Annotated in this window: 17 protein-coding genes and 3 tRNA genes; 5 read left to right on the top strand and 15 right to left on the bottom strand. The window is 34.0% G+C overall.

Annotated elements, in window-relative coordinates; all coding sequences use genetic code 11:
* Positions 1-12: 12 nt before the first annotated feature.
* Positions 13-1143 carry a DegT/DnrJ/EryC1/StrS family aminotransferase gene (locus RT228_RS08860; RefSeq protein WP_006257280.1) on the top strand — a complete coding sequence of 377 codons (1131 nt, stop codon included), beginning with the start codon at positions 13-15 and terminating at the stop codon, positions 1141-1143.
* Positions 1144-1204: 61 nt separating this feature from the next.
* Here the strand turns inward: RT228_RS08860 and RT228_RS08855 are convergent, their stop codons facing one another.
* The 7 genes from RT228_RS08855 to RT228_RS08825 all read right to left on the bottom strand — a co-directional run bounded on the left by RT228_RS08855 (position 1205) and on the right by RT228_RS08825 (position 8559).
* Complete coding sequence (locus RT228_RS08855) at positions 1205-2383, bottom strand: multidrug effflux MFS transporter (RefSeq protein WP_036471117.1); 1179 nt, start codon at positions 2381-2383, stop codon at positions 1205-1207.
* A gap of 85 nt (positions 2384-2468) precedes the next feature.
* The gene (fabD, locus tag RT228_RS08850; protein ID WP_058699295.1) at positions 2469-3341 is read right to left on the bottom strand and encodes an ACP S-malonyltransferase; all 873 of its coding nucleotides are present in this window, start codon (positions 3339-3341) and stop codon (positions 2469-2471) included.
* A 114-nt stretch (positions 3342-3455) separates the two neighbouring features.
* Positions 3456-5561 (bottom strand): peptidylprolyl isomerase, encoded by a 2106-nt coding sequence (locus tag RT228_RS08845; RefSeq protein ID WP_058699296.1) that lies wholly within the window; start codon positions 5559-5561, stop codon positions 3456-3458.
* Positions 5562-5797: 236 nt separating this feature from the next.
* Positions 5798-5989: a hypothetical protein gene (locus tag RT228_RS08840; RefSeq protein ID WP_006257276.1), complete on the bottom strand. Its 192-nt coding sequence runs from the start codon at positions 5987-5989 to the stop codon at positions 5798-5800.
* A gap of 1 nt (position 5990) precedes the next feature.
* Complete coding sequence (gene lptC, locus RT228_RS08835; RefSeq protein ID WP_006257275.1) at positions 5991-6548, bottom strand: LPS export ABC transporter periplasmic protein LptC; 558 nt, start codon at positions 6546-6548, stop codon at positions 5991-5993.
* 18 nt (positions 6549-6566) lie between these two features.
* Positions 6567-7832 carry a hypothetical protein gene (locus tag RT228_RS08830; protein ID WP_006257274.1) on the bottom strand — a complete coding sequence of 422 codons (1266 nt, stop codon included), beginning with the start codon at positions 7830-7832 and terminating at the stop codon, positions 6567-6569.
* Positions 7810-8559, bottom strand: coding sequence for a type III pantothenate kinase (locus tag RT228_RS08825; protein ID WP_006257273.1), 750 nt, complete (start codon positions 8557-8559; stop codon positions 7810-7812). Before RT228_RS08825 ends, RT228_RS08830 begins: the two co-directional genes overlap by 23 nt.
* A gap of 128 nt (positions 8560-8687) precedes the next feature.
* Between RT228_RS08825 and RT228_RS08820 the strand changes: the two genes are divergently transcribed.
* The 3 genes from RT228_RS08820 to RT228_RS08810 all read left to right on the top strand — a co-directional run bounded on the left by RT228_RS08820 (position 8688) and on the right by RT228_RS08810 (position 8976).
* Positions 8688-8760 (top strand) — tRNA-Phe (locus tag RT228_RS08820).
* 35 nt (positions 8761-8795) lie between these two features.
* Positions 8796-8868, top strand: a tRNA-Phe gene (locus RT228_RS08815).
* A gap of 35 nt (positions 8869-8903) precedes the next feature.
* Positions 8904-8976 (top strand) — tRNA-Phe (locus RT228_RS08810).
* A 343-nt stretch (positions 8977-9319) separates the two neighbouring features.
* On the opposite strand, the gene RT228_RS08805 is transcribed toward RT228_RS08810, so the two are convergent.
* From RT228_RS08805 to purH, 7 genes are read right to left on the bottom strand one after another with little or no spacing between them, the layout of a single operon-like run.
* Entirely contained in the window at positions 9320-9862 is a 543-nt protein-coding gene (locus RT228_RS08805; protein WP_230493138.1) for a hypothetical protein, read from the bottom strand.
* A gap of 49 nt (positions 9863-9911) precedes the next feature.
* Positions 9912-11165, bottom strand: a complete 1254-nt coding sequence (gene rodA, locus RT228_RS08800; protein WP_006257271.1) for a rod shape-determining protein RodA — start codon at positions 11163-11165, stop codon at positions 9912-9914.
* 18 nt (positions 11166-11183) lie between these two features.
* The gene (gene mrdA / locus RT228_RS08795) at positions 11184-13064 is read right to left on the bottom strand and encodes a penicillin-binding protein 2 (protein WP_006266359.1); all 1881 of its coding nucleotides are present in this window, start codon (positions 13062-13064) and stop codon (positions 11184-11186) included.
* On the bottom strand, positions 13061-13585 hold the full coding sequence (locus tag RT228_RS08790; protein WP_006257269.1) for a hypothetical protein: 525 nt from the start codon (positions 13583-13585) through the stop codon (positions 13061-13063). The genes mrdA and RT228_RS08790 overlap by 4 nt, the downstream gene beginning before the upstream one ends.
* The gene (mreC, locus tag RT228_RS08785; protein ID WP_006257268.1) at positions 13578-14408 is read right to left on the bottom strand and encodes a rod shape-determining protein MreC; all 831 of its coding nucleotides are present in this window, start codon (positions 14406-14408) and stop codon (positions 13578-13580) included. Before mreC ends, RT228_RS08790 begins: the two co-directional genes overlap by 8 nt.
* A 9-nt stretch (positions 14409-14417) precedes the next feature.
* Positions 14418-15446 (bottom strand): rod shape-determining protein, encoded by a 1029-nt coding sequence (locus tag RT228_RS08780; RefSeq protein WP_006257267.1) that lies wholly within the window; start codon positions 15444-15446, stop codon positions 14418-14420.
* Between the two features lie 52 nt (positions 15447-15498).
* On the bottom strand, positions 15499-17025 hold the full coding sequence (gene purH, locus RT228_RS08775) for a bifunctional phosphoribosylaminoimidazolecarboxamide formyltransferase/IMP cyclohydrolase (RefSeq protein ID WP_058699297.1): 1527 nt from the start codon (positions 17023-17025) through the stop codon (positions 15499-15501).
* A gap of 192 nt (positions 17026-17217) precedes the next feature.
* Between purH and RT228_RS08770 the strand changes: the two genes are divergently transcribed.
* Positions 17218-18465 (top strand): ABC transporter permease, encoded by a 1248-nt coding sequence (locus RT228_RS08770; protein WP_058699298.1) that lies wholly within the window; start codon positions 17218-17220, stop codon positions 18463-18465.
* Positions 18466-18538: 73 nt separating this feature from the next.
* Here RT228_RS08770 and accD read toward each other — a convergent pair whose 3' ends face one another.
* Positions 18539-19393, bottom strand: a complete 855-nt coding sequence (gene accD, locus RT228_RS08765; protein ID WP_006257264.1) for an acetyl-CoA carboxylase, carboxyltransferase subunit beta — start codon at positions 19391-19393, stop codon at positions 18539-18541.
* Between the last annotated feature and the right edge of the window lie 32 nt (positions 19394-19425).

Raw genomic sequence — 19425 nt, 5'->3', positions numbered from 1 at the left:
AAGACAATTAGAATGAAAAAAATTCAAATGGTTGACTTGAAAGGTCAATATGAAGGAATTAAAGAAGAAGTGAATCAATCGATTCAAGAAATATTAGAATCTTCTGCTTTTATCAACGGACCACAAGTACACGCATTTCAGGCAAACTTAGAGCAATATTTAGGAGTTAAACACGTGATACCATGTGCTAATGGAACTGATGCTCTTCAGATCGCTATGATGGGATTAGGTTTAAAACCAGGTGATGAAGTAATCACGGCTGACTTTACTTTTGCAGCTACTGTAGAGGTAATCGCTTTATTACAATTAACTCCTGTATTAGTAGATGTATGTCCTGATACATTCAATATTTCGATAGAAGCAATCGAAAAAGCGATTACTCCTAAAACTAAAGCTATCGTACCAGTACACTTATTCGGACAGTCTGCTGATATGGACGCTATCATGAAGCTAGCTGAGAAGCATAACTTATATGTGATCGAAGATAACGCACAAGGTATCGGAGCAGATTATACTTATCCTGATGGTAAAGTGGTAAAAACAGGTGCTATCGGACATGTAGCTGCTACTTCATTCTTCCCATCTAAAAACTTAGGATGTTATGGTGATGGTGGAGCTATCTTCACTAACGATGATGCATTAGCACATACGCTAAGAGGAATAGTGAATCACGGTATGTATGAGCGTTACCACCACGATGTAGTAGGAGTGAACTCTCGTCTAGATAGTATCCAAGCTGCTGTGTTAAATGCTAAGTTACCTAATCTAGATGCTTATAATGTAGCTAGACGTACTGCTGCTCAGATGTATTCTGCTGCTTTAGCTAATCACCCTAATATCGTTACTCCAGTAGTAGTAGGAGATGAGAATAGCCACGTGTTCCACCAGTATACATTGCGTATCGTGAATGCTGATAGAAATGCATTATTAGCACACTTACAAGGTAAAGGTATCCCATGTGCTATCTATTACCCAATACCGTTACACAATCAGAAAGCATATTTAGATCCTCGTTATAATGAGGCTGATTTCCCAGTGACTAATCAGTTGGTACAAGAGGTTCTTTCTTTACCGATGCACACTGAGTTAGACGAAGAGCAAATCAAGTTTATCACAGATGAGATTAAGGCATTCTTAGGATAGTCTTATAGTACTATAAAGCAAAAGCAGACCCGATAAGGTCTGCTTTTTTTATGTATTGATGTTATTCTTTTGTTGTAGATATTAATGTGAACGAAACAAGTGCACATGCTACTAATGAGAGTGCTACGATGCTCATAGAGCCATTATTCAAACTATTTAATAAGATAGAGGTCATAAAGGTAAAGGCTAGTTGAGAAGCTCCGAAAAGAGCTGACGCTATACCTGACTCTGCTTTATAGGGTGCTAATGCTAAAGTAGTCGTAGTAGGGAATAGTAGTCCTAATGGCATTACAAAGAAGAAAAGAGGTACTAACTGTATATATATACTCAAATCTAACTGTATGAATAACCATAGAAGAGAAGCTGCTATAAACTGTGTACTCGCTCCTAGCTTAATAATATTTTTAGGAGATAGCCTTTTTCTCAAAATAGAAGAGGTTAAGAAAGACCCTAACATTAGACCACATGAGTTAGCCATGAACACAAAGCTAAAGTGGGTACTCGATAACCCTCCTACTTCCATCACTAGGACAGGAGAGTTAGAGATATAGATCATTAGACAGCTATAGGCTATACTTCCGATAATAGTATATCTTATAAACAGTTTGTTCTTAAAGAGCTTAAAATAATTCGTTAGTATACCTCCTACATTTAAAGTTGGTATTCTATTAGTATAGTCTTCTTTTAGACAGAAGACAGTCATGCCGATACTCAGTGTAGCAAACAAGGCCATCGTAGTAAATACATGAGTCCAATCTAGATACTTTAAGACTATATTACCTAATATAGGAGCGATGATGGGAGCTATTCCTCCGATCACGGCTAGTATACTAAATATCTTAAGTGTCTGATCTTTATCAAACCTTTTATTGACAATGGCTCTTGCGATAACTACTCCACCACTACTACCGAAGGCCTGTAAAAAACGATATAGCCACATGACTTCAATGTTCTTTACAAATACTACAGCTAGAGATGAAAGTATAAAAATAGACAGACACAGTATGATTGGTTTTTTACTACCATACTTATCTGATATAGGTCCCCAAAAGAGTTGCCCGATTGCTAATCCTCCTAAGAATGTAGAAAGTGATATCTGAACTCTATTAATCTCAGTATTTAGATCGTGTGCTATCTTCGGGAATGCAGGAAGGTACATATCTATAGCTAAAGGGCCTAATGCAGTAAGGCTCACTAGAGTGAAGATAAGGATCCATTCTTGTGCTGAAAGTTTATCCACTATATAGGTTTTAAAAAAAAATCCTTGGAAGTGTACAACCAAGGATTTTTGTTATTATATAATTGTTGTATGTTTTACCAATTTGTTATGCAGAGTGAGTTTCTGCCTCTTTATTGATTTTTTTGATTAGTCCAACTAATACTTTACCTGGTCCAACTTCTGTAAATAAAGAAGCTCCATCTGCGATCATTTGTTCTACAGACTGAGTCCATTTTACAGGAGCAGTTAACTGTAGGATAAGGTTCTTCTTAATCTCTTCAGGATTGCTCACTGCACTAGCAGTTACGTTTTGATACACTGGACAGATAGGAGTGTTAAAAGTAGTTGCTTCGATAGCAGCAGCTAGTTCTTCTCTCGCAGGTTCCATCATAGGAGAGTGGAATGCTCCACCTACAGGAAGTAATAAGGCTCTCTTCGCTCCAGCTTCTTTTAGTGCTTCACAAGCTTTCTCTACAGCTGTAGTTTCACCAGAGATTACTAATTGTCCAGGGCAGTTATAGTTAGCAGCTACTACTACACCATCTATACCAGCACATACTTGCTCTACGATGCGATCTTCTAAACCTAGTACAGCAGCCATAGTAGAAGGTGTGATTTCACATGCTTTTTGCATAGCCATCGCTCTTTGAGAAACTAGTTTAAGTGCATCCTCAAAAGCTAAAGTACCATTAGCTACTAATGCTGAAAATTCTCCTAGTGAGTGCCCAGCTACCATCTCAGGTGTAAAGTTTTCTAATGTTTTAGCTAATACAACTGAATGTAAGAATACCGCTGGTTGAGTTACTTTAGTTTCTTTTAGTTCTTCAGCAGTACCTTCAAACATGATATCTGTAATTCTAAATCCAAGGATTTCATTTGCTTTCTCGAACATCTCTTTAGCTATAGGTGAGTTTTCGTATAAGTCTTTCCCCATTCCTGTGAATTGAGCTCCTTGACCTGGAAATACGTATGCTTTCATAAGTTTAGTTTTAAATTTTGTAAGGCAAAAATAAGGTATTTTTATTAGTAAACCATATAGACATAAAAAAAGCCATCTGATATACAGATGGCTTCGTTATGATATGTTTTTGTATTATTGGATAACACCTACACGATTATCTTTAATCTTAGCATTGTCTTTTAATACTTTCAGTACTTGCATTTGTGCCATACCTCTAACGCTGTTTTCTACTCTAGCTTTATAACTAGCGTAACCAGCAGTTAATTCAGGTGCTTTAGCTACATTTTTAGTTTGGATCATATACACACCTTGTAAACCGTCGATTAACTTAGAATCTTTGTTTACTGCAGTTGCGAAAGCTGTTCCTACTACTAATGGCTCATTACCAATATTCGTGATAAGTGGAGCTCCTTTAGTCACATCAGTTACAGATGCGATAGAAGCTTTAGAACTGTTAGATACTTCTTGAATAGTATTTCCAGTCATTTTCTTTCTGATTACAACTGCTTTTTTCTCGTTCATTAAGATTGGCTCAACGATTGATTTCACTTCTTCTACTGGTGCAAGACCTGTATCATTTTTAGAAGTTACTTTCACGATGATATGTCCATCAGCATTGTCAAATCTCTTAATAGCACTCTCTTTAGTCTCTTTGTTGAAAGCCCAAGAGATAATACTTCTTTGGTTACCTACTCCAGGTAAGAACTCTTCGAATGGACGAATAGTTACTTCTTTCTGAGCATTGAAACCTAATCCTTCAGCAGTAGCGATAAAGTCTTTAGCTGTAGGAGCGTCTTGCTCTAATTGAGTAGCTTTAGTAAATAAGTCATCAGCAGTTACGTCTGACACTTCTATTTTACGAGCTACAGTTGCTAATTTAGCACCTTCTTTCTTTTCGTTTACTTGGATAATGTGGTATCCAAAGTCAGTTTCTACTAAACCGATAGTTCCAGCAGCATTGTTAAAGATAAAGTTGTCAAAAGGTTTAACCATTTGTCCTCTTGGAATATCTTCGTATTTACCACCGTTGTTTTTAGAACCTGGGTCTTCTGTTTGCGTCATTGCTTCCATGGCGAATAAAGAAGGATTAGCTTTTACTTTAGCTAAGATTTCTTCTGCTTTTGCTTTTGCTTCTTCCTTGGTTCTTGTTGCTCCAGGAGCTGCAGAACCTGCAAAACCGATTAAGATATGAGAAGCATCAACTCTCTGACCTGCTTTTTTATCAATCATTCTAGAGATACAATAGTAGTCACCCATAATGTATGGACCAAAAGTTTGACCAGGTTGTAAGTTGAATAATTCTTCTTGGTATTCTAAAGGAAGGTCTTTCTTCGCGTAGTATAAACTGTCAAATTTGATATCTGAATTTGTGTTTACAAATGTTTCGATATCTTTTACAGTTTTAAAACCAGGGATAGTATCGTTCTTTTTAGTTGTAGCATTGTATTGTACAGTTGGCTTTAAGTAACCTTCTATAACTTCTTTTACAGCTTCTTTATCAGCAGCAGATGGCTGACTAGGAAGGAAAGCATATTGTAATACACGAGTAGGCTCAGATTTAAATCTGTTAGCATGTTTTTTCATGTAATCTAATATCTCTGTATTAGAAACAGCAGCTTCTTCGTTATTCACAGTAGAATAAGGAACAGTAACATAGTCAAAAGAAACTTTGTCATTCTCATTAGAGTATGCTGCTTTAGCATCAACATTAGTAGTATAAATACCACCTTGAACTAATGAAAAATACATTTGCTCTAAACCAACTTTCTCTAATTCTTTTTCATAAGCTAACCATTGGTTCCATTGCTCTTGACCAGCACCTTTCATCATAGCAACAAATTGGTTGAATTTGTTGATGTCGAATTGCCCAACAGCGTTTTGGAATTCTGGATTGTTAGCGAATGTAGGGTTGTTTTTAACAACGTTTACTAATTGGTCTTTACCAAGTCTTAAACCTAACTTTTCAAATTCGTTAGTAAGTAAAATATTATTTACTTCGCTGTTCCACACCATTACTCCTGCTTGAGTATTGCTCATCTGTCCTTGCTTTTCGGCTTGAGCTACTTTATGTAGGAATTCTTGGGTATTAATTTCTTCACCATCTACACTACCAATGTTTCTTGATAGTCCACCTCCCGTGCTTCTTACTACGTCGCCAATAACGAATGCTAATAATGCAATACCAATTACGGCAATTAACAGAGCGGATTTTTGTCTAATTTTTGATAAAACTGCCATGCTTTTTTATTATGTGTAATTTTTTTCAGTGAGCGAAAATACAATTATCTATTTAATAATAAAAGGGGTAGTGCTATTATTTTAGTGCTTTCGTTAAGTTTTTATTTAGATTTCAGAATAATTAATTTGTTTTTTTATAATTAATGTTGAAATAGAGTAGATAAGAGAGGATTGTTATCGTGGTTTTATTAAAAAAATAAAGGCGAGATATTTAGTATCTCGCCTCTAGTAGTGTATTATTTTTTGTTATACCCGTCCATCTTTTTTAAGAATTTTCTTCGGAAGAAGAACATGAATATCGCTACTGCTGCTATCAAGAAACTCAACCAAGATCCTGTGTCACCAGCTACTATTTTAGATACACCGTCGTATATAAATAGTACTGCGATAAATAAGTAGAAGAAAGGTATTATGCGTAATGCTTTCATTTTATTCGTTGTTTTTTACGCTTTCGGCGTAACTGTTAGTTGCTTTTACCTTGCTCATTTTACTGTCAAAGTCTATTCCTATTCCTCTAGTGAAGTTTTCGCTATCAGTAGAGGCTCTGTATTTGCCTTCTGTAAAGAACCATTCGTTTTTTTGATCATAGTAAAGTTGATCAGAAACAAGCTTCTTACCATCATGTGTTGTTATCACCACATTTCCTTGTAGGTCTATTAGGTCTGTCTTAGTATAGCGGATAGCGTAATCGGCTATTACAGTATTTTTATTTTTATCCTTGTCATATATTGTTAAGTGAATTCCAACTGGAAATTCGGTAAAGGGATATTTGACATTGCTGTAATCTAGCATTTTTGGACTTACTAAAATAGCTTTGACTCTTCCAGAATCTATGTATTGACCACGCATATTTTCTACTTCACTGGCTGGAAAGAAACTTACTTTGTTGAAGTTTTGTATTTCTTTAAAGTTACTTTCACAAGAAAATAAACTTACAGCAATCGTGAAAAAGAATAGTATGCTTAAGAATTTAGAAAGTAATTTCATTTGTTAGCTTACTACAAATTAATCAAAACGACGTTTTTGGAACCAAAGGTCATTTAATGAGAATCCTACATAAACACTGAAGTAGTTCTCTTTAACTAATCCGTTGTTTTTAGTTCCTCTGCTACCGTATTCAAAACCAATATTTAGGTTAGTGAATTTACGACGCTCTCCTATAGGTAAACCTACACCAAGATTAACAGCCATATCGTTGATAGCTTTGTCATGTAAGATAAGTCCAGTATTTTCATATCTGAAACCAGCTCTATAGACAACGCGATCTAGATAACTGCTAAATGAGTTGTACTTCGGAATATAGAATCCTCCAAGAGAAAAACGATTAGAGTTTTCAAAGTTAGAAATATTCGTTTTATTCCAAGAGTCAGTTAATTTACTTGTTTGTGTAAATGTATATTGACCACCAATGAACCATTTAAATTCTTTACCAAAGCCTAGCCCCATAGAAAGAGCTTGTGGATTAGTAATTTTTCTAGAATCATCAATCACAGTTTTTTGATCTGCGATTTGATTTCCTTTTAAAACTTGCAGTTTCGTAAGGTTGTCGTTTGTCCATTTTGTTTCAGGACTATAAGTTACATTAGCTTGCCAATCGTACCCTTTAAACTTACCTGTATATTGTGCTGAGAAATTAAAAGAGAATCCTTTGTAGTCTAATCTTCTCAATTCTCTAGTAATATTCTGAAGTGATGTTCCGTCTCCGATATCTGTGATGTTCTCATACAGATCATTGTTGGTATGACCAAAGTGGTATCCAGCATCAACTCCAACAGCAAAGTTTTTGTTGATTTCATATCCAGTACCTAAAAATACTCTGTTCACTCCACCATCACCTTCATATCTAGAGTTTATCTTTTGTCCTTGAGGATTTGTTCTTTCTCCATTGATTTTATAACCAACATTAGAGTAAGGTAACAACCCGAACACAACACCAAACTTCTTAGCAATAGGTAACCCTACAGCAACATAGTCTATCGTTTGTCTATTTGCGTTTTCTGAACCAGCATCAGTCTTAAAATTATAAGAAGTACCTGTAGCTCCTAATGAAAAAGTAGTAAGCTTAAGCTTACCAAATGAAGCTGGGTTTTTTAAATTTATATGAATACTATCTGCGTAAACATTTGTTCCCCCCATAGCTTTGTATTCATTCGTACCGTTGTAATTAATATTACCTACGCCATAATAAGAGTAAGGAGACGCATTGCCTTGTTGAGCTAGAGCAGCTGTACCGCATAGTAAACTCAGGCTAAAGAAGATTTTTTTTATCATTTTCAATTGTGTATTGATATAAATTGTTCAGACTCTCTAGTAGAAAGTTTGAATTAGCAAATATGACATTTTTTAATCTTTTGACCAAAAAAAGTGTATCTCCACCAGTCAAAATTATTTTTAAATCAGGATACAAGGATTTGTATTGGTTAATGATGCCATCTATTTCAAGGGTTATTCCATTAATTACGCCAGAGTGAATGGACTGATTTGTTTGATTTCCGATTAAATAATCTATATCAGTTGGTTCTAATAATGGAAGCTTTGCGGTATAATGATTTAAAGCCTTATAGCGCATACTTAAACCTGGAGAAATAGCTCCGCCTAGATATTCATCCTTGTCATTAATAAATTCGTAGGTTATACAAGTACCTGTATCAATAACTAAACGATTAGAATTTGGATATAGTATAGTAGCTCCTGCAGCTAGAACCATTCTATCTATGCCAAGAGTAGCTGGAGTTGCATACTTATTCATAAAAGGGAAAGCACTTTTATGACTAATTTCGATTACTTCTGTGTTTTCTAGTAACCAATTGTAAGTTGTAGATTCTAATTTTCCTACCGAAGAGAGTATAACTTTAGGCTTTACGTCATTTATTTTTAAAATATTTTTAATTTTTTTTTCTAATAAATTTATTTCAAAAAAATGAGTTTCTAAAAGCGTATCTTTTTCAAAGATAGCTAATTTGGTTCTTGTGTTGCCTATATCAATTGCTAGAATCATAGTGTGTTTCTTGTGTTAGGCAAAGGTAGTAAATGATTTTTTTTCTAAAAAGTTTTGGAAGAACGAAAATCTGTTCTATATTTGCAACCGCTTAACAGAACAAGATTGTTCAATACTAAAAGCCAATTGGTGCCTTAGCTCAGTTGGTAGAGCAATGGACTGAAAATCCATGTGTCCCTGGTTCGATTCCTGGAGGCACCACTAATTTAGCTTTTAGTTGTTATAGTTTAAAAAAAGGTGCCTTAGCTCAGTTGGTAGAGCAATGGACTGAAAATCCATGTGTCCCTGGTTCGATTCCTGGAGGCACCACTAATTTAGCTTTTAGTTGTTATAGTTTAAAAAAAGGTGCCTTAGCTCAGTTGGTAGAGCAATGGACTGAAAATCCATGTGTCCCTGGTTCGATTCCTGGAGGCACCACAAAAAACCACTACTCATCAGTAGTGGTTTTTTTTATTTTGCGCCCTGATGTAAAAGAAATGGAGGATCAGTGACAAAAGTTGGATCAGTGACAAAAGTTGGGATCAGTGACAAAAGTTGGGGACTACGCAAAAAGTTTGGTCAATCTAAAAAGTAAAATACATTTGAAAATAATGCTCACTGCTAAAATAAAGAGTTTTAAGAGAAGTATTTAATCATTGATTAATCATGTATAAGTGTATAAAGAACGTTCTTAAGGGGGCTTGTGTGTCTTTGTGTTGGTGATTGAAGAGAGGATAGGAAGAAAATAAAAAGCCCACTTCATAGAAGTGAGCTTTATGTATTATTTGTTGATTGCCTCAAACTCCATTGTTAGTTTTTTTAGTTCTAACTCTTGGGTTTTAATGTTAGTTTGCAAATCAAGTAATTGCTTTTTGAATTTTAAATCTTCTATTGGAGTAAGTTTACCTGAAGCATTTAGTTGAACATATTTGCTATTTCTAGCATTGTATTTATCTTCTGCTTTTTGAAGTTTTAATGTTTGTTTGCTTACTTTTTTCTGACTTTTGATAATACTCTTTTGTCTTTTAAGTTCAGCTTTATGTTCTTTTTCTAATTGCTTTTGGGCTTTTAGTTCTTCTTTTTGTTGTTGTTTAGCTATTTCTTTTTCTTGTTCTAATCTTTTAGCAGCATCCTTTTCATTTTGAAGTTTAATCTCTTCAAGTTTTAAGCTTTCTTCAACTAGTTTCTTTTCATCAATTAATGACTCAAGTGAAGTGTGTTCTGTAGGGATCTCTTTTACATCAGTAGTTTTAATTTCTTGAGCTTTAACCACAGATGTTGTTGCTACAAATATTGCAGCAGCACATAGCATTTTGTTTTTCATTGTTTTGTTTGTGTGAATTGTATTAAATATTTGTTTCGTGAGTATGTATTTACCATTCATTAATTCTATTAGCATCTAGCTTTAGAAAGATGAAAAGTAATACAGTAAATGCCATTAAACTAGAACCTCCATATGAAAAGAATGGTAGGGGTACACCAATGGTAGGGAATAGTCCAATAAGCATTGTAATATTAAAGGCGAAATGTATAAACAGAAAACAGATAACACAATAACCATAAACACGGTTAAATATTTTTTTCTGTCTTTCTGCTAAGTGTATTAATCTGAAAAATAGGCAGACAAATAGAATGATTACAAAAGAAGCACCAGCAAACCCCCATTCTTCTCCTACTGTAGTGAAGATGTAGTCTGTGTGTTGTTCTGGTACGAATCCTCCCTTTGTTTGAGTTCCTTCTAAGAATCCTGTTCCTGTCCAGCCTCCTGATCCAATGGCTATTTTGGATTGATTAAGGTTGTACCCTTCAGCTTGTAAGTTAACGTCTTCTCCTATTAATACATTAATCCTGTCTTTTTGGTGTGGTTCTAGTACTTCATCATAAACGTAATCTACAGAGAATACGAAGGCTGACATGATTACAACTAGTATAATATATATTAAAGGGTTACGAGTAATCTTTTTGTTTAAATAGAAGTGTAATGCCGCTATTGCAAGTATAGAAGCTATGATGATACCTGGTTTTACTACAAGTGCTGCGACAAATAGAATAATTGTTATAAATCCAGTCCATAAGTACCAACTAGGCAGTCCTTCTCTGTACAAAACAAATACAAGAGAAACGAATAACATAGCACTACCAGTATCGTGCTTTAATATAAATAGGGTAGGTACACCGATGATAACTAAAGCTATAATTTGTTCTTTAAAAGAACTTAGATGGGATTGACTATCTGATAAAAATTTAGCGAGTAGCAGGGCAGTAGTAGTTTTTACAAACTCTGAGGGCTGTATACCAAAACCAGCTATTTGATACCAGTTCGTTTGACCTTTTACTGACTTACCAAATACAAATAAACCAAGTATGGAAAGCAGCCCAATGATATAGAAAACCATAGCATACTTCTCATAGAACTTAGTGTCTATGGATACAATCAATATAATAAGTGGAATACAAAAAATAATAAACATTAGTTGTCTACCATAGATTTGGCTTAAGTCAAAAATAGATGTGGTTTCTGCAGGTAGAGAAGCCGAATAGATATTAATCCACCCAGCTATGACTAAAAGCATATACAGAAGTATTGATATCCAATCTATGTTTTTTTGAACACTAACGTTTTTCATTTTTGATTTAATCTAAAGCTATATATTAATTCTATGTGTTTTTTTAGGTTTATCTGACGTGTCATAAAGATGAAGCACTTTGTCATATTCATTTTTCAAACTTCCTTCTAACATTCGTTTTTCTAAGTCAGTTCTTACTATTTCTGGTAGAAGATATTTCTGAACCATTAAGCTAGTAATAGGAGCCGCCCATCTACCTCCCCAATATCCGTTTTCAATAAATACAGCAATTGCTATTTTAGGGTCATCTTTAGGGGCGAATGCTACGAATACAGAGTGATCAGTTAATTGGTAACGTTTACCATTGATTCTAGTAAAGTTCTCTACAGTACCTGTTTTACCACACATTTCTAAACCATCTACTCTCACAGAACGACCAGTACCAATATTAAATACATCATTCATTCCTTTTATAATAGGTTCGAAATGGCGTGGATCTATTGATGTGATATTTTTAGTAGTGAACTTTTTATCTATGTCGTGATGTTCTATATTCTTAATGATATGAGGTGTATAGTAATAACCTTTATTAGCTACAGCAGCCATTACATTGGCTAATTGCATTGGAGTCATAATAACTTCTCCTTGACCAATAGAGTTAGAAATAGTAGTCGTACTTTTCCATCCTCCATTTGGATACCATCTGTTGTAATAGTCGGCATCAGGGATATGTCCTTTTCTTCCTTCAGGTAGATCATATCCTAAGAATTGGCCTAATCCAAATGAATGTAAATGTTCACTCCATTTATTGATTCCTTCAGCAGGTGATTTATACTTCTCTATTACTCTTTTATATGTATTAGCGAAGTATGTATTACAAGATTTTGCAATAGCGATGTTTAAATTCCAATGACCAGAATCATGGCATCCCATCCACGCACCTTTACCATAATAGAAACCTCTATTACAAGCAAAAGTAGTATGTTCATTAATAACACCTTCTTGTAAACCTATTAAACCAGTAAGTATTTTGAATGGGGATCCTGGAGAATATTCTCCTGATAATACACGATTATACAATGGTTTAGCAAGTGAATCATTATATAGTGCAGTATAGTTTTTAGAACGTTCTCTTCCAACGAGTAGAGCAGGATCATAACTAGGAGCATTAATTAAAGCTAGTATTTCTCCCGTTTTAGGTTCGATTGCAACAATACCCCCTCTTTTATTCTGCATTAATAACTCTCCATAAGCCTGTAGTTCACTATCTATTGTAAGAATAATGTCATCTCCTTTTACGGCTAAAGTGTCATATATTCCATTTTTAAAAGAACCTATTTCTCTATTAAAACGGTCTCTTTGAATATATTTTACACCTTTAGTACCTCTTAATGTCTCTTCATATTCTTGTTCGATACCTTGTATACCAATCAAGTCACCTGATTTATAATATGAATTTGACTTTATATTTTGTTCGTTTACTTGACGGATATACCCAAAAAGGTTTGCTCCTGAAGATACTTGATAGTCTCTTAGAGATCTTTTTTGAATATAAAACCCATTGAAGTGTCTTATTTTTTCTTGAAAGGCAGCATATTCAGCTTTACTTAATTGAGGTAAGAAAATAGAAGGTAGTCTAGGACTATATACCTTTGCTTTTTCTAATTTAGAAACAAACTGGTCATAAGTAACATCTAGTAAACTGCATAAAGCTAGAGTATCAATATTCTTAACTTCTCTAGGAACAACCATAATATCATAAGAAGGTTGGTTCGCTATAAGTAATTTATTGTTTCTGTCAAAGACATATCCTCTTTCAGGATATTCATAAACAATTTTTAAAGCGTTATTCTCTGACTTTTTAATATAAGTATCATCTACAATCTGTAAAAAGAATAATCTAGCTAGTACTACAATAGTAACTACTATAATAATTAATGGTAATAAAAGCTTTCTCATTTTTTCGACGGTTTAATCAGGAATAATATCAAAATACACGCTAGTAGTGTAGTTATAGTTGTTAGTACAGTTCTTAAAAGAATCTCCCAGATAAAATTAAATCTAAAGAATTCTAATCCAAAAAGAATAATGTGATGTATAACAACGGATATTGAAATATAACCAAAAACCTCTAGAGATTTAAAAATATCTTTAGTGATTTTTTTGATAATATTTAAATTGTGATATTGATAGCTGATCCCGAAGGAGAACTTTAATATTGATGGTCTAGCAAAGGCTAGAATTAAACTAGCAGCTGCATGCATTCCACCAGAGTTCTCAAACATATCTACAATAAGACCTAAAAAAAAGCTTGTTAAGTAAAAAACAGCTTTATTGTTGTCTGTTGGATATAAAATGATAAAAAGGATATATGGAAATGGGTTTATAAAACCAAAAAGATCTATATTATTGAAAATAAGAATCTGTGCGATTAGTAACGCAATAAAACGAGCAATATTTGAAAATGCAACACTATTCATCTTTTGTTTCAGCTTCTAGTTGGTTAATTTCTTCAATATCTTTGTTCTTAATTACGTATATATAACCAAGGTTCGTCATGTCATTGAACAAGCGAACAGAAATTGTAAAGTAATTTGAAGTTTCATTAGTATATGCTTTCTCGATTACTCCAATAGGAATATTTTCAGGGAATATCGTAGATATACCTCCTGTAACAATAGTATCTCCTTTGTAAATCTCAGCTAGCCTTGGTATATCAGATAAATTAACATATCCAGTGTTTTTTCCATCCCATTCTAGAGGACCGAAGTGATTCGTACCTTTTATTTTAGCATTGATCTTAGATTTAACGTTCAAGATGCTTTGTACTGTAGAGTAGTTTTTAGATGTTTTTTCTATAACTCCAATCACTCCATTACTATTAATCACTCCCATATCTTTTTCGATACCTTGTTTAGAACCACCTTTTATGGTAAGGTAGTTTTCTTTAGTATTAAAAGTATTACGGATTACTTTAGCGACTATGATAGAGTACTCTTGTCTTTCTTCTGGCATTAAGTTTCTAATTTCTATAGAATCTTGTGCAGTAGTATTGTTGAAAGCGATGGCCTTTAGGTGTGCATTTTCTAAAACAAGAGCATCATTCTCTGTTTTTAAATGCATATACTCCTTAAAGTTGTTTACATTTTCATAGACATAACCAGTCACACCATTCGCAGAGCTAATAAACGAACTTTGATGAAAAGTATGCGTTTGTATTATTAGCCCGAATGATATGACTAAAAGCAGCAAAAACAGTAGCTTAGTACTGTTTTTTATAAAGAAATTGATTATCTGCTGCATAAGTTATTTTTATTTGATCAATACACTTTTGTATTTGTCAATGTTCTTGATTGCTAGGCCAGTACCTCTTACAACTGCTCTTAACGGATCTTCTGCGATGTATACAGGAAGGTCTGTTTTTTGAGAAATACGTTTGTCTAAACCTCTAAGCATAGAACCTCCACCTGCTAAATAAATACCAGTATTATAGATATCAGCAGCTAGTTCTGGTGGAGTTTGAGATAATGTTTCCATTACAGCATCCTCTACACGTTGGATAGATTTATCTAAAGCTTTAGCGATCTCTCTGTAAGATACAGTTACTTGTTTTGGTTTACCAGTTAATAGGTCACGCCCTTGAACTAGCATATCTTCTGGAGGAGTTTCTAAATCTTCAGTAGCTGCTCCGATTTGAATTTTGATTTTTTCTGCAGTACTTTCTCCAACGAATAAGTTGTGTTGTGTACGCATATAATAGATGATATCATTAGTGAATACATCACCTGCAATTTTAACAGATTTATCACATACAATACCTCCTAAGGCAATAACAGCAATCTCAGTAGTACCACCTCCGATATCTACAATCATATTACCTTTTGGTTGCATAATATCTACTCCAATACCAATTGCAGCAGACATAGGTTCATGTATAAGGTAAACCTCTTTACCATTCACACGCTCACAAGATTCTTTTACAGCACGCATTTCTACCTCTGTTATTCCAGAAGGAATACATACAATCATACGTAATGCTGGCGTAAACATTTTTTTTCTTAATGCAGGAATGCTCTTGATAAAGAGGCTTATCATTTTTTCTGAAGCATCGAAATCAGCAATAACTCCGTCTTTTAATGGGCGAATTGTTTTGATATTACCATGCGTTTTTCCCTGCATCAAGCTTGCTTCTTTTCCGACAGCAATAATTTTACCCGTGGTCCTATCTCGGGCAACAATAGAAGGGTTGTCTACCACAACTTTTCCTCCATGGATGATTAGGGTATTCGCTGTTCCAAGGTCTATAGCGATATCCTCAGTCATAAAATCAAAAAATCCCATATAATTAAAAGGCTTTATAGTTAATATTTTAATGCTTTACAAAAGTAGTAAATTAATGTTTAAAATGACGAATTCCTGTACAAACCATAGCGATATTATTTTCATCACAATAATTGATACTTAAATCGTCTTTTATAGACCCTCCAGGTTGGATTACAGCTGTAATTCCAGCGTTGTGAGCTATTTCTACACAGTCAGGGAAAGGGAAGAATGCATCACTAGCCATAACAGCACCTTTTAGTTCTATGTTAAATGAATTAGCTTTTTCGATTGCTTGACGTAAAGCATCTACACGAGAGGTTTGTCCTGTACCAGAAGAGCACAGTTGACCATCTTTTACTAATACAATTGTATTTGACTTGGTGTGTTTACAGATTTTAGAAGCAAATAACAAATCTTCTATTTCCTTGTCTGAAGGAGATAATTTTGTAACGTTAGTTAATAGCTCTTTATTGTCTGTAATATTGTCTTTATCTTGAACTAAAATTCCGTTTAAGCAAGTACGTACTTGTTTCTTAGGAAGTTCAGTTTCTTTTATTACTAAAATAATTCTGTTTTTCTTTTCTTTTAAAATCTCAATAGCAGCTTCGTCGTATGCAGGAGCGATTACAACCTCGCAGAATAATTTGTTGACTTCTTCAGCAGTTGCTACATCTATAGTGTTATTTGCAATTAAAACACCTCCAAATGCAGAAGTAGGATCACCAGCTAGAGCATCTAAGTACGCTGCTTTCATTGTGCTTCTTTGTGCTACTCCACACGCATTATTGTGTTTTAAAATAGCGAATGTAGGAGCTTCACCTTTAAACTCATTCATTAAGTTTACAGCGGCATCTACATCTAGTAGGTTGTTGTAAGATAGTTCTTTTCCATTTAACTTGTCAAAAAGGGCATCAAAGTTTCCGAAGAAGTGACCTTTTTGGTGAGGATTCTCTCCATATCTAAGTTCATTTCCATTTGCTTGGCTAATTTTAAGTACTGTTTCGTCTGTATTGAAATAGTTAAAAATAGCTCCGTCATAATGAGAAGAAACATGGAAAGCTTTTGTAGCTAATAATCTTCTGTTTTCTAAAGTAGTCGCCCCATTATTCTTTTGAATCATCTGTAAGAATAGTTCGTATTCGTTTACAGAAGGTACGATTACTGTATCTTTAAAGTTTTTAGCAGCAGCTCTGATTAAAGAAATACCTCCAATGTCTATTTTTTCAATAATATCAGCTTCAGGTGCTCCAGATGCTACAGTGTTTTCGAATGGATATAAATCCACAATTACTAAATCAATTTGTGGGATTTCATATTCTTTCATTTGAGCAATATCTCCTTCGTGATCTTGTCTATTAAGAATCCCTCCGAAGATCTTAGGATGTAATGTTTTTACTCTTCCTCCTAGGATAGAAGGGTAAGAAGTAACGTCTTCTACAGGTACTACAGGTATGTTTAACTCTTTGATAAATGTTTCTGTACCACCAGTAGAATAGATAGTTACATTGTGCTTGTGTAACTCTTTTACGATTGGCTCTAATCCATTTTTATCAAAAACAGAAATTAGGGCTGATTGAATTTTTTTAGTTGTGCTCATGTTGTGTTTTTTGTCAATGCGCAAAAGTAACTATTGTCTAGGTATTAATAAAGTTTAATGAAGAAGTTTTTTAACTTTCTTTTTATTTTATTTCTAATATTGATTAATTTAGAAAAATATCTCTCTGTTTTTTGTGTTGTTGACAAGATTAGGGGAGTTATGTTATATCTATAAAGAAAAGCGATTAGCCTTATGAGAGTGTATTTAAGACTTTTATCCACGAGTTTTAGTTTTGCAATTAATGCGTTACGTATTAATAAGCTTCGTACTGCACTTTCTTTTCTAGGTGTTACTATTGGGATTTTTTCGATTATAGCTGTTTTAGCAGCAGTAGATTCGATGGATAGGAATATTAAAAGTGAATTGAGTGGTTTTGATCGAAATATGATTTATGTTTTCGATCGTTCTTTTGGGCCAACCGAAGTTCCTAAATGGAAGTATGAGCAGTATCCAAAGATGAAGTATGACGAATACGATTATCTTAAACGAAATCTAGCCAATGTAGAGTATGCATCGTTTAATTATTTTACTAAGTCTGAACAGATGAAGTTTGGTGCAAACTATGCAGAAGTTATTATGAGACCATGTTCTTCTGATATGCAGTTTTTGGATAATGTAAAAGTGGTTAACGGGCGTTTTTTTAATGAATCAGAGGCAACAAATGGTGTTCCTGTGGTAGTGATAGGGCATGAAGTAGCTAATACATTATTTGAGGATTTTGATCCAGTAGGACAGTATGTTCGACTCTATGGTAAGCGTTTTACAGTTATTGGTGTTATTGAAAAGCAAGGATCTATAAGCGTTGGAGGGAGTCAAGATGAGAGTGTTTATATGCCAGTGAATATAATGAGACAAATGTTTGGCGATAATAGTTTAGCATCTACTACAGTAGTGATTCTTAAACCTAGTAAAGATGTAGATATTAAACAGTTTGAAGATGAAATAGCAGCGAAATTAAGATTGTATAGAGGATTGAAAGAAGGGGAGGATGATAATTTCTTTATCAATGTATTTGGAGGGATGTTAGATATGATTGAGAAAATTATCGGACAGATGAATGTAGTGGGATGGATTATTAGTGGCTTTTCTTTATTGGTAGGAGGTTTCGGTATTGCTAATATTATGTTTGTATCTGTTAAAGAACGTACTCATCTTATTGGTATTCAAAAAGCGATTGGAGCAAAGAGACATTTTATCTTATTTCAGTTTTTGTTTGAAGCAATTATATTATCACTTATTGGTGGGCTAGTGGGGATCGTTATGGTATGGGGGATAGGTCTACTAGTTACTAGTTTATTAGATTTTACTTTTGTATTGAGTCTTTCTAATATTTTCGTAGGACTGATTTTATCAGGTTTTATAGGAGTGTTGTCTGGGTACTTACCTGCTAGATCAGCTGCAAAGTTAGATCCTGTAGAAGCTATTAGAATGGGAGGATAGAAATAAGTAGAAATAAAAAAGGATACTAATTGCAAAAAATAGTATCCTTTTTTTATGTTCTAACCTTAAGAGATTATCTCATAGGTCTATTTAAGATCAAATCTAAGTATTGATTTACATTCTTTTTCAGGTCTCTTCTGTGTGTAATAAAATCAAGGAATCCGTGTTCTAATAAAAATTCAGAAGTTTGGAAGCCTTCAGGTAAGTCTTTACCTGTTGTATCTTTTACAATACGTGGGCCTGCGAAACCAATTAATGCACCTGGTTCAGCTATATTGATATCACCTAACATAGCGAAAGAAGCTGATATACCACCTGTTGTAGGGTCTGTACATAATGAAATGTATGGAATTTTAGCATCGCTTAGCATTGCTAATTTAGCAGATGTTTTTGCCATTTGCATTAATGAAAAACCTGCTTCCATCATACGAGCTCCTCCTGATTTTGAAATCATTAAGAACGGTATCTTATTTTTTAATGAGTAGTCTATACCACGTGCGATTTTTTCTCCTACTACAGATCCCATAGAACCTCCAATAAAAGCAAAGTCCATTGCAGCAACTACTAATTTTTCTCCTTTTGATTGACCAACAGCGACTTTAACAGCATCTTTTAATTGTGTTTTAGTCATTGCTTCTTTTAAACGATCTACATACTTTTTAGTATCTTCAAATTTCAAAATATCTTTTGAAGAAAGGCTTTTGGCTATTTCTTTGTAGTCGTTGTTGTCAAAAAGAATTTCAAAATATTCTTTACTACCAATACGAACGTGATATCCATCTTCTGGACTCACCCATAAATTTTGTTCTAACTGATCTTGATCAATTATCTTTCCAGTCGGAGATTTATACCATAATCCTTTTGGAATATCTTTTTTGTCTTCTGTTGGCGTCTGAATACCTTTTTCTTTCCTTTTAAACCAAGCCATAAAATGTTTCTTTTGTTTATACTAATTTGAAA

The organism is Myroides sp., from assembly GCF_032073645.1.
Lineage (GTDB): Bacteria > Bacteroidota > Bacteroidia > Flavobacteriales > Flavobacteriaceae > Flavobacterium > Flavobacterium odoratimimum.
This window is presented reverse-complemented; position numbering and strand designations above follow the sequence as displayed.

Excerpts from the sequence above, each read along its gene's own strand:
- RT228_RS08860 (WP_006257280.1), top strand. The coding sequence starts at position 13 with ATGAAAAAAATTCAAATGGTTGACTTGAAAGGTCAATATGAAGGAATT.
- fabD (WP_058699295.1), bottom strand. The coding sequence starts at position 3,341 with ATGAAAGCATACGTATTTCCAGGTCAAGGAGCTCAATTCACAGGAATG.
- RT228_RS08845 (WP_058699296.1), bottom strand. The coding sequence starts at position 5,561 with ATGGCAGTTTTATCAAAAATTAGACAAAAATCCGCTCTGTTAATTGCC.
- RT228_RS08840 (WP_006257276.1), bottom strand. The coding sequence starts at position 5,989 with ATGAAAGCATTACGCATAATACCTTTCTTCTACTTATTTATCGCAGTA.
- lptC (WP_006257275.1), bottom strand. The coding sequence starts at position 6,548 with ATGAAATTACTTTCTAAATTCTTAAGCATACTATTCTTTTTCACGATT.
- RT228_RS08830 (WP_006257274.1), bottom strand. The coding sequence starts at position 7,832 with ATGATAAAAAAAATCTTCTTTAGCCTGAGTTTACTATGCGGTACAGCT.
- RT228_RS08825 (WP_006257273.1), bottom strand. The coding sequence starts at position 8,559 with ATGATTCTAGCAATTGATATAGGCAACACAAGAACCAAATTAGCTATC.
- RT228_RS08805 (WP_230493138.1), bottom strand. The coding sequence starts at position 9,862 with ATGAAAAACAAAATGCTATGTGCTGCTGCAATATTTGTAGCAACAACA.
- rodA (WP_006257271.1), bottom strand. The coding sequence starts at position 11,165 with ATGAAAAACGTTAGTGTTCAAAAAAACATAGATTGGATATCAATACTT.
- mrdA (WP_006266359.1), bottom strand. The coding sequence starts at position 13,064 with ATGAGAAAGCTTTTATTACCATTAATTATTATAGTAGTTACTATTGTA.
- RT228_RS08790 (WP_006257269.1), bottom strand. The coding sequence starts at position 13,585 with ATGAATAGTGTTGCATTTTCAAATATTGCTCGTTTTATTGCGTTACTA.
- mreC (WP_006257268.1), bottom strand. The coding sequence starts at position 14,408 with ATGCAGCAGATAATCAATTTCTTTATAAAAAACAGTACTAAGCTACTG.
- RT228_RS08780 (WP_006257267.1), bottom strand. The coding sequence starts at position 15,446 with ATGGGATTTTTTGATTTTATGACTGAGGATATCGCTATAGACCTTGGA.
- purH (WP_058699297.1), bottom strand. The coding sequence starts at position 17,025 with ATGAGCACAACTAAAAAAATTCAATCAGCCCTAATTTCTGTTTTTGAT.
- RT228_RS08770 (WP_058699298.1), top strand. The coding sequence starts at position 17,218 with ATGAGAGTGTATTTAAGACTTTTATCCACGAGTTTTAGTTTTGCAATT.
- accD (WP_006257264.1), bottom strand. The coding sequence starts at position 19,393 with ATGGCTTGGTTTAAAAGGAAAGAAAAAGGTATTCAGACGCCAACAGAA.